Here is a 14,467-nt window from a genome sequence, read left to right on the forward strand (position 1 = left end):
ATGATGGTTCTTCAGGAGCCGCAAGGGCTGTGCGCGGCAGCACCGCCACCGCAGCCCTTGCGGCTCCGGTGCGGACGATAGGAAAAGAAGGCGCTGCTGCAGCCTCTGCAAATGCAGAGGGCCCGGGAAACTACCGAGCGCCGCGATCGACCCGCACGGACACCAACACCCGGCAGGAAGACCGAGGCAGCACGTGTGCTGAACGCCCTCAGGCGGTGCGCAGCGCCGCCACCAGCTCCAGCTTGTTGCTCACCCCCAGCGCCGCATAGGCGGTGCGCAGGTACGTGCGCACGGTGGCGGGCGTGAGCCCGAGCGTGGCGGCGATGTCCTTGTGCGAGCGCCCCTGCGCATAGAGCATGGCCGCGCTCAGTTCGCGCGGCGCCAGCGGCGACTTCGGGTGGCGCGATGCGATGCTGATGGCCACCAGCGAACCGCAGGGCTCCATCCGCAGGCGGCAGGCCTTGCCCACGGCCACGGTGCACGGCGCGCGCGCGAGGCCTTGCACCACCGCCGTCGGCAGCCGCGTGCCGGCCCAGCCGGGGTGGGCCTCGCCCAGCGCCAGGCTGATGCGCAGCCCCGCGAACAGCAGATCGCCCGAAGGCCCTGCGAGCGCAAAGCTGTCCCACGGGCGGCTGGGCGAATCGCTTTGCAGCGCCTGCAGCCGGTGGTGCCAGTGCTGCAGCAGGTGCACGACAAACTCGCCGAACAGCACGGTCTCCTGGTCGGTGAATTCGGTGCGGGTCTGCGGGCGGTACACCGAGACGAAGAACAGCAGGCCGCTGTGCGGCAGCTCGGCCGTGAGCGCCATGCAGTGGTACAGGCCATGGCGCTCGCTGAACGCCAGCACCTCGGCGTGTTCGGCGATGTCGCCGGTCACGTCGCGTTCGCGGATCACCACGCCGAGCCGGCTCATGGACTGGCGCGCGAACTCGTCCACCGCAGACAGTTCATTCCATTCCTGCGCAAAGCTCTGGCTCAGGCCCATGCTGCCATGCAGCCAGTTGCGGGGGCTGGTGTGCACATCGCCTGCCGACATTTCGCCCCACCAGGCCGAGTCGAACGGCACCAGCTCCTGCAGCGTCTGCAGGGCCTGGTGCAGCATGTCCTGGGGTTGCGTGTGCCGCGCCAGCTGCCCCAGCGCGAGCAGGCTGCAGCTGAGCGCCCGCACGGCATCGGGGTGCGGGCCCGCGCCGGGCTGGGGGGCCGGAACGCTCATCGGAGCGGGCGCTGCGCCGCGCGCAGCGAGGTAGGGGCAAAGGCCATGGCGCGGTCTCCTGGGTTTGGCGCGATGGTAGCCGCCGCGCGCACGACGCCAGCGCCCCCGGCCCGCCCAGAGCGTGCACCCGCACCGCCCTGCGCCACGGCGCACAGGGCCTCAAGCCCCAAAATGACTATGTTTTTTGTAGCACCTTGCGCTTGCCAGGCAAGCGCTGGAGGCCGATGAAACCCAACTACCGGGCCAGGCCGTCGACCGCCTGGAACATCGACTGGCGCGCCTGGCTCACGATCTGGCCTTTCCACACATCGGTGTCGGTGTAGAACGCTGCCAGCATCTGCGCCTTGATCTGGGCATGCTGCTCGGCCGGTGCCTCGGGGTGCAGGTTGAGCCACTGCTCGGCGCGGATAGCGTCCATCACCTCCAGCACCGGCACGGTGCCGTATTCCATCGCAATGCCCGTGGTTTCGGCGTGCGGGCATTCGTCGTACACGGAGTTCCACATCAGCCCGGTGAGGAAGGCCGACGTCGAGGAGCCGTCGTAGATGGACGTGACCGGCGTGGCGCCGCCACCGTCCCACCAGGCCCGGGCGCGCGCCACGGAGTCGGCATCGTCCTTGCCGGCGTAGATGCGCTCACCATGGCCGCTGGGGCCCAGGCCCGTGTGCAGGTCGATCCAGGCGATGCGCGATGCGTTGGCGCCGTGCTGGCGCAGCACCTGGCGCAGCGTGCGGTTGCTCCAGGTGGGCTCGGTGCCGCCGAAGAACACGCCCTGCGGAAACTCGTGCTGGCCCTGCGAGATGGCGGCCTGCCAGGCGGCTTCGCCGTGCGTGTCGATGTACTGCTGCCGGGCGGCGGCATTCTCGGCCGAGGGCGGCCACTGCTCGGGCAGCAGCAGGGGCTGCACCTCGCGGTAGGCCTTGTTCACCGGCAGGGGCTGGGAGAAGTCCTGGAAGTTGCGGTTCAGGTCCACGTTCTCGTGCGTGAAGCGGCGCACGTGCGAGAAGCCGTAGGGGTTGAGCGCATGGATGTACAGCGTGGCCACGCCGGCGGCGCGTGCCTTGTCGCGCCACTCTTGGTCGTGCAGCGCGAACACCTGCACGCCGCTGCCGCAGTAGCCCTCCACGCCGTGGCAGGCGCTGCTCACGATGAGCAGCTTTTTCGCATCGGCCGGGCCGTCCAGCACCACGTCCATCGCCAGGTCCTCGCCGTCACGGCCTTTGAGCGGGTGGGCGTGCGACTCGATGGGCAGGCCGGCCGCGGCGGCGGCTTCGAGGAGCTTGGTGCGGGCCTCTGCGTAGCTGGAGGAAAAGGCGCTGGGGATGCCGATCATGGGCGGGGCTTTCAGGGGTCGGGGGGGAGGGGGACAAAAGAAAACCCGGGGCACACGGGGCGCCCAGGGTTTCAAGGCAGAACGAGAAATCAGCGGCGGCGGGGCGGTGGCGTTCAGGCCGTCGCCGTGGGCTGGGCCAGCCACTGCTCGGCCAGCTTGACCCAGTAGGTGGCGCCCAGCGGGATCAGGTCGTCGTTGAAGTCGTAGCTCGGGTTGTGCAGCATGCAGGGGCCGCCGCCATGGCCCATCTCCCGGTGCGCGCCGTCGCCATTGGCGATGAAGCAGTACGCGCCGGGCTTGGCCTGCAGCATGTAGGCAAAGTCTTCGGCGCCCATGGTGGGCTCCTGGGGCAGGACATGTTCAGCGCCGACGATCTCGGTCATCACCTTGCGCGCGAACTCGGCCTCGGCGGGCGAGTTGACGGTGGGCGGGTAGTTGCGCACGAACGCGAATTCGCAGGTGGCGTCGTGCGCCGCGCAGGTGTGTTCGGCGATCTGGCGCATGCGCTTTTCGATCAGCTCCAGCACCTCGACGGTGAAGGTGCGCACGGTGCCCTGCAGTTCGACGCTGTCGGGCACCACGTTGGTGGCCTCGCCCGCGTTGATCATGGTGACCGAGATCACGCCCGCATCCACCGGCTTCTTGTTGCGGCTGATGATGGTCTGGAAGGTCTGCACCATCTGGCAGGCGATCGGCACCGGGTCGATGCCGGTGTGCGGCAGCGCTGCATGGCCGCCCTTGCCGCGGATCACGATCTTGAATTCGCTGGTCGACGCCATCACCGGGCCGGGGCTCACGGCAAACGTGCCCACCGGCATGCCGGGCCAGTTGTGCATGCCGTACACGGCCTGCATGGGGAACTGCTCGAACAGGCCGTCCTCGATCATCACGCGGGCACCGCCGCCGCCCTCTTCCGCGGGCTGGAAGATCAGGTACACGGTGCCGTCGAAATTGCGGTGCTTGGCAAAGTGCTGCGCCGCGGCCAGCAGCATGGCCACGTGGCCGTCGTGGCCGCAGGCGTGCATCTTGCCCTGGTGCTTGCTGGCGTGGGCGAAGGTGTTGAACTCCTGCATGGGCAGGGCGTCCATGTCGGCACGCAGGCCGATGGCCCGGCCGCTGGCGCCGCCGTCGCGGCCCTTGACGATGCCCACCACGCCCGTCTTGCCCAGGCCGCGGTGGATCGGAATCCCCCATTCGGTGAGCTTTTGGGCCACCACGTCAGCGGTGCGCACCTCTTCGAAGCACAGCTCGGGATGCGCGTGAATGTCCTTGCGCACCGCGGCAATGCTGGCCGCCTGCGTGACGATGGAATCAATTACGTTCATGATATGTATCCTTACGATCTCACAGTCTAGCCCGTCAGCAAGCCACGTGCCAACCCGGGTTTATCACCAGTCCACACCATGATTTCGCCCCACGCCCTCGAACTTGCGCAAACCCTGGTGCGCATGAACACCGTCAGCCACAACTCCAATCTGGAGCTGATCCACTTCATCCGCGACCACCTGGCCAGGCTGGGGGTGAAGAGCCGCCTGACCTTCAACGACGACAAGACCAAGGCCAACCTGTTCGCCACGCTGGGCGAGGGCAAACCGGCCGGCATCATCCTGTCGGGCCACACCGACACCGTTCCATGGGACGGCCAGGACTGGACCATGGACCCGCTGAGCGCGCTGATCAAGGACGGTCCCGAAGGCCCGAGCCTGTATGGCCGTGGCAGCGCCGACATGAAGGCGTTCATCGGCATCGCCGTGTCGCAGGCCGAGCAGTTCTTGAACAGCAACGCACCCTTTGCCGTGCACCTGGCCTTCAGCTACGAGGAAGAGATCGGCTGCTTTGGCGTGAAGGAGCTCATCGCCGACCTGCGCGACGCGAACATCCGGCCCCTGGCCTGCATCGTGGGCGAGCCCACCAGCATGGTGCCCGCCATTGCCCACAAGGGCGTGTACCGCTACAAGTGCTGCGTGCGCGGCAAGGAGGCGCACTCCTCGCTCACGCCCCACTCGGTCAACGCCATCGAGATGGCGGCCCGCGTGGTCAGCCGCCTGCGCGACATGGGTGAGGGATTCGAGCGCGAGGAGCCCCGCTTCGAAGGCTTCGATGTGCCGTTCTCGACCACCAGCGTGGGGCAGTTCCACGGCGGCATCGCCGACAACGTGGTGCCGCGCGACGCCGAGTTCCGCTACGAATTCCGCGACCTGCCCACAGCCAACGCCGCGCAGATGCAGTCCGAGGTGGTGGCGTACGCCAAGTCGCTGGAGCCGCGCATGAAACAGGTGGCGCCCGCGGCCGGCTTCTCGTTCGAAACCATCTGCGAGATCCCGAGCTTCCTGGGCAGCAAGGACGACCCCGTCACGCGCCTGGCGCAGACCCTGTCGGGCGAGAAGAGCACCACCCTCGTGGCCTTCGGCACCGAGGCTGGCCTGTTCAAGAACGCCGGCATCTCCACCGTGGTCTGCGGCCCCGGCAGCATCCAGCAGGCGCACCAGCCCGACGAGTACGTGAGCCTCGAACAGCTCGGCCGCTGCGAGGCCTTCATGCAAGGGCTGGCGCGCACTACGTCGATCGACTAGTCAAATCCCGTGAAGCCTTACTTTCAAAAATACACAACCGTTCACGCTGAGCCTGTCGAAGCGCCGCGCAGGGCTTCGACAAGCTCAGCCCGAACGGTCGTGGGCATTGGATGATGGGACGCGAACCCGCGCGTCCATCCGGGCTCAAGTCCTCACACGTCCGTCGCCGGTCAGCATCGACATCTCCACGAACTTCGACGCCGCATGGCTGGTGGCGCTGAAGGCCACCGGAAAGCCCGAGATCGTCTGGTTGCCGATGGCTTCGGTGCCGGTGATGAAGCTCTCGCGCGTGAGGCCCTTGCCGCCGGCCTGCGCCTGGCGCAGGCCTTCGGAGAACACGCGGGCGGCCAGGTAGCCCTCCATGCTGGAGTAGTTGGCCTGCACCTTGTCGCCGCCCTTCTTGATCGCCTCCAGGAACTCGCGCGTGATCTGGCGCGAGGGCTGGTAGGGCGAAGGCACGACCTGCGAGACGACCACGCCAGCGCCGTCCTTGCCCAGCTCGTCGGCCAGGGCCTGCGTGCCCACGAACGACACGTTGTAGAACGTGCCGCCGAACCCCGCCTTGCGCGCCGAGCGCACGAAGGCCGCGCTGCCCGCATAGGCCGCGATCTGCACCACGGCGTCGGGCTTGGCGGCCATGAGCTTGTCGGTGGCGGCTTTGACCTCCACCGAGTTGCGCTCCACCGTGGCCGTGGCGACGGGGGCCAGCTTCAGATCAGCCAGCGCGCGGGTCACGCCGTCGAGCCCCGCCTTGCCGTAGGCATCGTTCTGGTAGAACACCGCGATCTTCTTGAGGCCCAGGTTGGTGAGCTGGCGCACGATGAGCGCGGTCTCGTCGTAGTACGAGGCGCGCACATGGAAGATGAGCCGGTTGAACGGCTGGCGCAGCGCCTCGGCCCCGGTGAACGGGCCGAAGAACGGCAGCCTGGCCTGCGTGAACAGCGGCAGCGCGGCCAGGCTGGTGGGCGTGCCGATGTAGCCGAACAGCGCGAACACGTCGTCGGCGATGAACTTCTTCGTGTTCTCCGCGCAGCGCTCGGGCTCATAGCCGTCGTCCAGCGTGCGAATCTCGACCAGCCGCTTGCCCACCCCACCCTGGGCATTGAACTGGTCGAAAAAGAGCTTGGCGCCCTGGTTGAACTGCACGCCCAGCTGCGCGGCCGGGCCGGTGAATGCGGCCGACTGACCCAGTACGATGCGGGCTTCGCCCTGGGCCTGCGCGGTGTGGAAACCGCCGAGCGCGACCGCGCCCAGACCGATGGAAAGCTGTCTGCGCCCCAATGCCTTTGGCTTCATGGTGAAATCCCTCTTCCTGTCAACACAACGAGGTTGACACCTCGGCGCTGCCGGCAAGAACCTGCGCACAGGTCCCCGGCAGTCTGCGGTGAAGCGGCGGGCTTTTTGTTGGATATTGGTTCGATATGCACGCCGCTTCCTACGAAGTTTAACGATCGCCCCACCCATGTCCACGCCTTCTGCCGCCATTTCCCTCCCTTCTGGCCCGATCCAGGTGCGCGGTGCCTGCCCGCACGACTGTCCGGATACCTGCGCCCTGATCACCACCGTGGACGACAACGGCGTGGCCACCCGCGTGCAGGGCAACCCCGACCACCCGCACACCGACGGCGTGCTCTGCGCCAAGGTGAGCAAGTACACCGAACGCAGCTACCACCCCGAGCGCGTGCTCACACCGCTCAAGCGCACGGGCCCCAAAGGCCCGGGCGGCAGCGGCCAGTTCGCACCCGTCAGCTGGGACGAGGCCCTGGACGACATCGCGCAGCGCCTGCAGTCCATCGCCGCCCGCGCGCCCGAGGCCATCCTGCCCTACAGCTACGCCGGCACCATGGGCATGGTGCAGGGCGAGAGCATGGACCGGCGCTTCTTCCACCAGCTGGGGGCATCGCTGCTGGACCGCACCATCTGCGCATCGGCGGGCGCTGAGGCGCTGACGCAGACCCTGGGCGGCAAGGTGGGCATGAAGGTGGAGTTCTTCGCCGAATCACAGCTCATCCTGATCTGGGGCAGCAACTCCATCGGCAGCAACCTGCATTTTTGGCGCTACGCGCAGCAGGCCAAGAGGAATGGCGCCCGGCTGGTGTGCATCGACCCGCGCAAGAGCGAGACGGCCGACAAGTGCCACGAGCACATCGCCCTGCGCCCGGGCACCGATGCCGCGCTGGCCCTGGCGCTGATGCACGAGCTGATCGCCCACGACTGGCTGGACCACGACTACATCGCGCGCCACACGCTGGGCTGGGACCCGCTGCGCGAGCGCGCCCTGCAGTGGCCGCCCGAGCGCGCGGCCGAAGTCTGCGGCATTCCGGTCGAGCAGATCCGCCAGCTGGCCCGCGACTACGGCACCACCCAGCCCGCCGCCATCCGCCTGAACTACGGCATGCAGCGCGTGCGCGGCGGCGGCAACGCCGTGCGCGCCGTGGCCTGCCTGCCCGCCCTCACCGGCGCCTGGCGCCACCGCGCTGGCGGCTTGCTGCTGTCGAGCTCGGGCCAGTTCCCGGCGCAGCGCGCGGTGCTGCAGCGGCCCGACCTGATGCCCCAGGCGGCCGCAGGGCGCGTGCCGCGCACCATCAACATGACGACCATCGGCGACGACCTGCTGCGCGAGGCATCGCCCGCCTTCGGCCCGAAGGTCGAGGCCGTGGTGGTCTACAACAGCAACCCCGTGGCCGTGGCCCCGGACTCGGGCAAGGTAGTGCGCGGGTTTGCGCGCGAAGACCTTTTCACCGTGGTGCTGGAGCACTTCCAGACCGACACCACCGACTACGCGGACTACATCCTGCCCGCCACCACACAGCTCGAACACTGGGACGTGCACCTGTCGTACGGCCACACCGACGTGGTGCTCAACCGCCCCGCGATTGCGCCGCTGGGCGCAGCCCGCAGCAACGCCCAGATCTTCCGCGACCTGGCCGCGCGCATGGGCTTTGCCGACCCCTGCTTTGCCGACACCGACGAGGCACTGTGCCGCCAGGCCTTCGGCGATGCGGTGGACTACGCGCTGCTCGAATCCCAGGGCTTTGCCACGGTGGCCATTCCCGATGCGCTGTTTGCCGAAGGCAACTTCCCGTCACCGTCGGGCAAGTGCGAGTTCTACAGCGCCCGCCTCGCCGCCCAGGGCCTGGACGGCCTGCCCGACCACCTGCCCAACTACGAGCTGCAGGGCACCGACGCACGCTACCCCCTGGCCATGATCTCGCCGCCCGCGCGCAACTTCTTGAACTCCACCTTCGTGAACGTGACGAGCCTGCGCAACATCGAAGGCCGCCCGATCCTGGAGATCCACCCCGACGACGCCGAAGCCCGCGGCATCGCCAACGACGCCGTGGTGCGCGTGTTCAACGACCGCGGCAGCTACCAGTGCCACGCCACCGTCTCGCGCCGCGCCCGCCCCGGCGTGGTCAACGGCCTGGGCATCTGGTGGCGCAAGCTGGGGCTCGATGGGACGAACGTGAACGAGGTGACGAGCCAGGCACTGACGGACCTGGGGCGGGCGCCGACGTTTTATGACTGCCTGGTGGAGGTGGAGGCTTGCGCAGCCAGTGAATCCGCACTGCCTCACTGAACCGCAAACCGCTTCAACGATTGTTGAGCGGCTGGCGGCTCACGCTTTACCGTCTTTGCTGGTTTTGCTGGCCTTGGCCTTCGACGGGGCGGCAGTGGTCCTGGGCTTGCGCGCAGTGGCTTGCACGGTTGGCTGCGCCATGGCAGACAGTTGCCGCAGTTCGCGGCGCAGTTCCTGCTGCAGGTCTTCTTCCGTCGGTACATGAAACTGATAGCGGCTCGCAAAAATATTGCGCGCTTGTTGCTCCCCCAAGGTGTACTTCACCACGGCATCGTTCTTGTCGGGGCAAAGGATCAAGCCTAGCGTGGGGTTGTCCCCCTCGGTCCGCCGCTCTTGATCGAAGTAGTTCACGTAGAACTGCAGCTGGCCCAGGTCGCCGTGGGTGAGCTTTCCCACCTTCAGGTCGATCAACACGTAGCACTTCAGTACCGTGTGATAGAACACCAGATCGATGTAGAAATGGTCGCCGTCGACGGTGATGCGCTCTTGCCGTGAGACAAAGGCAAAGCCCTTGCCCAGCTCCAACAAAAAGGTCTGCAGGTTGTTGATCAGCGCCTGCTCCAGCTTGGACTCCACCAGACGCGGCGACTCCGGCAGGCTGAGGAACTCCAGCACCATCGGGTCTTTCAGCACGTCAATCGGCTGGCTGACCTCCTGGCCCTCCGTTGCCAAGCGCATCAGCCCTTGCTTGTCGCGGCTTTTTGCCAGGCGATCAAACAGCAGCGTATTGATCTGCCGCTCCAACTCGCGGGCCGACCAGGCGTGGCGGATGGCTTCGATCTCGTAGAAGGCACGTGCTTCGGCGCGGTCTACACGCAGCAAGGTGCGGTAGTGCGTCCAGGCCAGGTTGGGGTGCAGCGCGCCGGGCGTCCAAGGGGCAGTTTCTCCACGCGGTGCGTGGAGCTTTGCAATCGCACTGGTTTCTCCACGCACTGCGTGGAGAAAGTCGTCCTTCTCCATCAAGCTGGGGTACGCCAGGTAAAACTGCTTCATGTAAAACAGACTCTGGGCCGACCATCCCTTGCCGTAAGCCGCCGTCAGTTGCGCAGACAGCTGGACCACCAACTGCCGCCCATAGTCGGCACGCCGCTTGCCGCGTTGCTCCTCTTCCACCATTTCACGCCCGATAAGCCAGTTGGCCATCACTTGCGTGGTGTTCACGGTTCTCGCAACGTGAGCACGGGCAGCGTCAAGAATTTCACAGACCCGTCCGTACAGCGGAACAGCCACCGCCACCTCTTTGCCTGCTGCAGCCTTACGCGTCATACGCCATCCTCCCCAGCCACATTGGCACACGCACCCGTCACATCCCAGCAAGCACTAGAGCGCATCGCCGCCATTCCTACAGTCGCCAGAGCCGGAGCTGATGGTCGCAAAAATTTCGGTGCTGCCTGCCACGACAACAGCCAGGCGATGTTTTGTTTGTGGCACGGGGTGGGGAGTGAAAGCAAGGTGGTTCTCGTTGCAGTTCGGCCTGGAATTATGGGGTGTTCCGCCCGTTGCGCTTCACGCCCATTGGCCTTTGAAAACGGCGTGCGCGAGATGGACAGCCAGGCACAGGAGCGGCCGGGAAATGCGAAGCTCTGCAACCGCCTGACGAAAACCCTGTGGCAACGGTGTGCCCGAGCCGGACGAACTCCGCACGCCAGAGCAGCCTTGCAAGCTCACATTTTGATAGCTGCTTGCGCTTACCCTATAAGCGGTCGCAGCTATTTATCTTCAAAGATCTACCGATCAATGTGCTGGCTGGGCGCCAACGCGGCCCGCCTCACCCGCATCGTCGACAGTCAACGCCAGAAAGTGATGCACCACAGGCCGCCCAGGCCCCTGGTGAAACCGCAGCGCCTCCGCCTGCAGGTCTGCATCCGCCTTGGACACGCGGTGGTGCTGGCGCAGGTGCTCCGCCCAGGACTCGACCAGGAACCACTCGATCACGCGGCCCGGCTCGCCGGTGTGTTCGGCCACGCCCCAGGCGTAGGCGCCGTCGCGGCGGCGTTCCTGGGACAGGTGCTGCATGGCCTGCAGGAACGCGGGCAGGTCGGGCTTGGCGATGCGGTATTCGATCTGCACCATCACCGGGCCCCGGTCGTGCGCGACGGGCTGGGCCATCAGGGGCTCGGGCCAGTGGTTGGAGGGCTGCAGGTCGGCCTCGCCGGTGGGCAGCTTCACGCGGTGAAAGATGAGCGACGCCACCACCAGCCCGGCCGCGCCCAGCAGCAGCGTGACCGGCAAGCCGGCCTGCCCCGCGATGAGGCCCCAGCCCAGGCTGCCGGCGGCCATCGCGCCGTTAAAGACCATGAGGTAGATGGCCAGGCCGCGGCCGCGCACCCAGTTGGGCAGCACGGCCTGGGCCACGCCGTTGAGGGTGGTCAGCGCGATGATCCAGCCCAGGCCCAGCACCAGCATCAGCGCCACGGCGGCCCACTGGGGCGGGGCCACGGTCAGCACGCCCATGACGGCGGCGGTGAGCAGGGATGCCAGCAGCACCAGGCCATCGGTGTCGAGCCGCTGGCGCAAGCGGGGCAGCAGCACAGCGCCCAGGATGGCGCCAGCGCCCACGGCACCCAGCATCACGCCGTAAAAGCCTGCCGAGCCGCCCAGCATGCGGCGCGCCACCAGCGGCAGCAGCGCCCAGACGGAGCTGGCGAACAGGAAGAACACGGCCGCGCGCAGCAGCACCACATGCAGTTCGCGGCTGGCGCGGGCGTAGCGCACGCCGGCGCGGAAGGCGCCGAAGAACTGCTCGTTCAGGCCTGACGCCTCGGCCTTCGGGCGCTTCCACCACAGCAGCGCGGCGATCACGAATACATAGCTCAGCACGTCCAGGCCGTAGGCCATGGCCGCGCCGAAGCTGGCCAGCAGCAGGCCGCCCGCCGCCGGGCCGATGGCGCGTGCGATGTTGATGCCCAGCGAGTTGAGCGCCACGGCGCTCTTGAGTTCGCTGCGCGGCACCAGTTCGGGCACGATGGACTGCCACGTGGGGCCCATGAGCGCGGCACCGATGCCGCCCACGAAGGTCAGCGCCACCAGCCACTCCACCGTCAGCGCGTGGGTGTTGGCCAGGATGAGCAGCGTGCCGCTGACGGCCGCCAGCAGCACCTGCACGCCGATGAGGAAGCGGCGGCGGTCCAGGATGTCCGACAGCACGCCCGCAGGGATGGCAAGCAGAAAGACGGGCAGCGTAGCGGCGGTCTGGATCAGCGCGACCGCGGTGGGGCTGGACGAGAGCTCGGTCACCATCCAGGCGCTGGCGACGTCGCGCATGAAGCTGCCGATGTTGCCCAGTACGGTGGCGGCCCAGAGCACCGCGAAGACGGGGATGGCCAGGGGAGCGAAGCTGCCGGATGCCGCGGGCGCTGTGGAGCCCTTGGGCGCTGCAGCAGCGGGGGTATGGTGGTGGTGATGATCGTGTTGGTTATCCGGCATGGCGGCCTCCGAGGTCGTGCCAGGCGACGAGCAGCATGCCACCCACCAGGCCCCAGTGTTCAAAAAATGCGTTGGCGCTGCGCTGCCGATCGGCGGGCGGCGCGGCCCAGAAGCGGTCTGCCAGCAAAGCGGCGAGCACGGTGAAGCCCGCCAGGGCCAATGCCCCGAGCCAGCGGTACCAGCCCGACAGGATGAGCGCCGAGGCCGAAAGCTGCAGCACCAGCGTGGCGGCCGCGATGGGCGCGGCGGGCGCGAGGCCGAGCGAGCGCACTTCGGCCACGGCGCCGGCAAAGTCGCGGGCCTTGCCGATGCCGCCCTGCAGGTAGGCGGCGCACAGGCACAGCAGCGCCAGCGTCTGCACCCAGGGCGCGGTGGCGGCAGTTTGCAATGCGTGCTGCACCGTCACACCGCCCAGCAGGCGCAGCCCAGCGCACCCCAAAAGCCCTGCAGGTCGGACACCGGCAGCTTGCTGCTCCAAGCCGTGGCGTGGGCGTGGCCGTGCAGGTTGCAGTTGCTGGCGCAACCGCAGTTCGCGGCCGCGTTGCGCAGCACGGCCTGCAGTGGCGCGCCGTCCGGCCCTCCCTGGGCGCCCCAGGCGCCCCAGGCGCCCCAGGCGCCGTAGCCGCCGAAGGTGCGCACGGGCGACCAGTCGGGCATGGCGGGCGGCGGGGCCGCGTCGTCGAAGCGCGCGAAGTCGCCCACTCCATAGACCACCTTGCCGCCCACCACGGTGAGCAGGGCCGTGGTGTCGGCGATGTCGGACTCGGGGCAGGCAAAGAAGTCGCGGTCGGGCACGACCAAGTCGGCCAGCTGGCCCGCTTCGATGCGGCCCTTCTTGCCCTGCTCGTTGCTGAACCAGGTGACGTTCTCGGTCCACATGCGCAGGGCCTGGTCGCGGGTGAGGCAGTTGCGCTGCGGGGTGAGCTGCAGGCCGCCCACCGTCTTGCCGGTGACGAGCCAGGACAGCGACACCCAGGGGTTGTAGCTGGCCACGCGGGTGGCGTCGGTGCCGGCGGACACGTTGACGCCCTTCTCCAGCATGCGCTTGACCGGGGGCGTGGCCTCTGCCGCCTCGGCGCCATAGCGCCCCACGAAGTACTCGCCCTGGTAGGCCATGCGGTGCTGCACGGCCACGCCGCCGCCGAGGGCGGCGATGCGGTCGATGGACTTTTCCGAGATGGTCTCGGCGTGGTCGAAGAACCAGTTCAGGCCGGCCAGCGGTGTGTCCTGGTTGACCTTTTCGAACACGTTGAGCGCGCGCTCGATGGTCTCGTCATACGTGGCGTGCATGCGCCAGGGCCAGCGGTTCTGCGCGAGGATGCGCACCACCTCTTCCAGCTCGCCTTCCATGCCGGGCGCGAGCTCGGGCTGGGGCTGGCGGAAGTCCTCGAAGTCGGCGGCGGAGAACACGAGCATCTCGCCCGCACCGTTGTGGCGGAAGTAGTCCGTGCCCTGCTTGTACTGCGAGGTGGCCGTCCAGTTCAGGAAGTCTTCCTTCTCGTGCTGCGGCTTTTGCGTGAACAGGTTGTAGGCCAGGCGGATGGTGAGCTGATCAGCATCGGCCAGCTCCTGGATCACGTCGTAGTCATCCGGGTAGTTCTGCATGCCGCCGCCCGCATCGATGGCGCCGGTCACGCCCAGGCGGTTGAGCTCGCGCATGAAGTGGCGCGTAGAGTTGACCTGGTAGTCGTGCGGCAGCTTGGGGCCCTTGGCCAGCGTGGCATACAGGATGGCCGCATTGGGCTTGGCCAGCAGCAGACCCGTGGGGTTGCCCGCGCTGTCGCGCACGATCTCGCCGCCGGGTGGCGCGGGCGTGTCCTTGCCGTAGCCCACGGCGCGCAGCGCGGCGCCGTTGAGCAGCGCGCGGTCGTACAAATGCAGGATGAACACGGGCGTATCGGGCGCCACGGCGTTCAGCTCGGCCAGCGTGGGCAGGCGCTTTTCCACAAACTGGTGCTCGGTGAAGCCGCCCACCACGCGCACCCACTGCGGCGCGGGCGTCACCGCCACCTGGGCTTTGAGCATGGCCATGGCATCGGCCAGGCTGCGCACCCCGTCCCACCGCAGCTCCATGTTGAAGTTGAGGCCGCCGCGGATGATGTGCAGGTGGTTGTCGATGAGCCCCGGCAGCACGCTGCGCCCGCCCAGGTCGATGACCCGCGTGCCCGCACCGGCCAGCGCCATCACCTCGCGGTCATCACCCACCTTGGTGAAGCGCCCTTGCGCGATGGCGACCGCACTGGCCGTGGGGTTGGCGCGGTCCAGCGTGGTGAAGCGGCCGTTGCGCAGGATGAGGTCGGGAGTGGTGGCAGGTTGGTTCATGTCTTGGGGCTCAGAGA

The 14,467-nt window shown here is 67.8% G+C and carries 10 protein-coding genes; 2 read left to right on the plus strand and 8 right to left on the minus strand.

The window, feature by feature from the left end:
* Positions 1–208: 208 nt before the first annotated feature.
* The 3 genes from ACIGHN_RS15870 to ACIGHN_RS15880 all read right to left on the minus strand — a co-directional run bounded on the left by ACIGHN_RS15870 (position 209) and on the right by ACIGHN_RS15880 (position 3,874).
* Positions 209–1,216 (minus strand): response regulator transcription factor, encoded by a 1,008-nt coding sequence (locus tag ACIGHN_RS15870; protein WP_396505129.1) that lies wholly within the window; start codon positions 1,214–1,216, stop codon positions 209–211.
* A gap of 235 nt (positions 1,217–1,451) precedes the next feature.
* Positions 1,452–2,549 (minus strand): M14 family metallopeptidase, encoded by a 1,098-nt coding sequence (locus ACIGHN_RS15875; RefSeq protein WP_056409940.1) that lies wholly within the window; start codon positions 2,547–2,549, stop codon positions 1,452–1,454.
* Between the two features lie 113 nt (positions 2,550–2,662).
* Entirely contained in the window at positions 2,663–3,874 is a 1,212-nt protein-coding gene (locus ACIGHN_RS15880; RefSeq protein ID WP_056165124.1) for a M20 aminoacylase family protein, read from the minus strand.
* 78 nt (positions 3,875–3,952) lie between these two features.
* On the opposite strand from ACIGHN_RS15880, the gene argE reads away from it, so the two are divergent.
* Complete coding sequence (argE, locus tag ACIGHN_RS15885; RefSeq protein ID WP_056409944.1) at positions 3,953–5,122, plus strand: acetylornithine deacetylase; 1,170 nt, start codon at positions 3,953–3,955, stop codon at positions 5,120–5,122.
* Positions 5,123–5,266: 144 nt separating this feature from the next.
* Here the strand turns inward: argE and ACIGHN_RS15890 are convergent, their stop codons facing one another.
* Positions 5,267–6,418 (minus strand): ABC transporter substrate-binding protein, encoded by a 1,152-nt coding sequence (locus ACIGHN_RS15890; RefSeq protein WP_396505130.1) that lies wholly within the window; start codon positions 6,416–6,418, stop codon positions 5,267–5,269.
* A gap of 166 nt (positions 6,419–6,584) precedes the next feature.
* Between ACIGHN_RS15890 and ACIGHN_RS15895 the strand changes: the two genes are divergently transcribed.
* Positions 6,585–8,702: a molybdopterin-dependent oxidoreductase gene (locus tag ACIGHN_RS15895; RefSeq protein WP_396505131.1), complete on the plus strand. Its 2,118-nt coding sequence runs from the start codon at positions 6,585–6,587 to the stop codon at positions 8,700–8,702.
* A gap of 39 nt (positions 8,703–8,741) precedes the next feature.
* On the opposite strand, the gene ACIGHN_RS15900 is transcribed toward ACIGHN_RS15895, so the two are convergent.
* The 4 genes from ACIGHN_RS15900 to ACIGHN_RS15915 all read right to left on the minus strand — a co-directional run bounded on the left by ACIGHN_RS15900 (position 8,742) and on the right by ACIGHN_RS15915 (position 14,450).
* Positions 8,742–9,863: a YhcG family protein gene (locus tag ACIGHN_RS15900; RefSeq protein ID WP_396505132.1), complete on the minus strand. Its 1,122-nt coding sequence runs from the start codon at positions 9,861–9,863 to the stop codon at positions 8,742–8,744.
* 573 nt (positions 9,864–10,436) lie between these two features.
* The gene (locus tag ACIGHN_RS15905; protein WP_396505133.1) at positions 10,437–12,128 is read right to left on the minus strand and encodes an MFS transporter; all 1,692 of its coding nucleotides are present in this window, start codon (positions 12,126–12,128) and stop codon (positions 10,437–10,439) included.
* A complete protein-coding gene (locus ACIGHN_RS15910) occupies positions 12,118–12,516 on the minus strand; it encodes a DoxX family protein (protein WP_396505134.1) in 399 nt (132 codons plus the stop codon). The genes ACIGHN_RS15905 and ACIGHN_RS15910 overlap by 11 nt, the downstream gene beginning before the upstream one ends.
* A gap of 14 nt (positions 12,517–12,530) precedes the next feature.
* Positions 12,531–14,450 (minus strand): amidohydrolase, encoded by a 1,920-nt coding sequence (locus tag ACIGHN_RS15915; protein ID WP_396505135.1) that lies wholly within the window; start codon positions 14,448–14,450, stop codon positions 12,531–12,533.
* Between the last annotated feature and the right edge of the window lie 17 nt (positions 14,451–14,467).

This window comes from Acidovorax sp. NPDC077693 (assembly GCF_044542805.1).
GTDB lineage: Bacteria > Pseudomonadota > Gammaproteobacteria > Burkholderiales > Burkholderiaceae_C > Acidovorax.

Coding starts and splice junctions, on each gene's coding strand:
- ACIGHN_RS15870 (WP_396505129.1), bottom strand. CDS start 1,216: ATGAGCGTTCCGGCCCCCCAGCCCGGCGCGGGCCCGCACCCCGATGCC.
- ACIGHN_RS15875 (WP_056409940.1), bottom strand. CDS start 2,549: ATGATCGGCATCCCCAGCGCCTTTTCCTCCAGCTACGCAGAGGCCCGC.
- ACIGHN_RS15880 (WP_056165124.1), bottom strand. CDS start 3,874: ATGAACGTAATTGATTCCATCGTCACGCAGGCGGCCAGCATTGCCGCG.
- argE (WP_056409944.1), top strand. CDS start 3,953: ATGATTTCGCCCCACGCCCTCGAACTTGCGCAAACCCTGGTGCGCATG.
- ACIGHN_RS15890 (WP_396505130.1), bottom strand. CDS start 6,418: ATGAAGCCAAAGGCATTGGGGCGCAGACAGCTTTCCATCGGTCTGGGC.
- ACIGHN_RS15895 (WP_396505131.1), top strand. CDS start 6,585: ATGTCCACGCCTTCTGCCGCCATTTCCCTCCCTTCTGGCCCGATCCAG.
- ACIGHN_RS15905 (WP_396505133.1), bottom strand. CDS start 12,128: ATGCCGGATAACCAACACGATCATCACCACCACCATACCCCCGCTGCT.
- ACIGHN_RS15915 (WP_396505135.1), bottom strand. CDS start 14,450: ATGAACCAACCTGCCACCACTCCCGACCTCATCCTGCGCAACGGCCGC.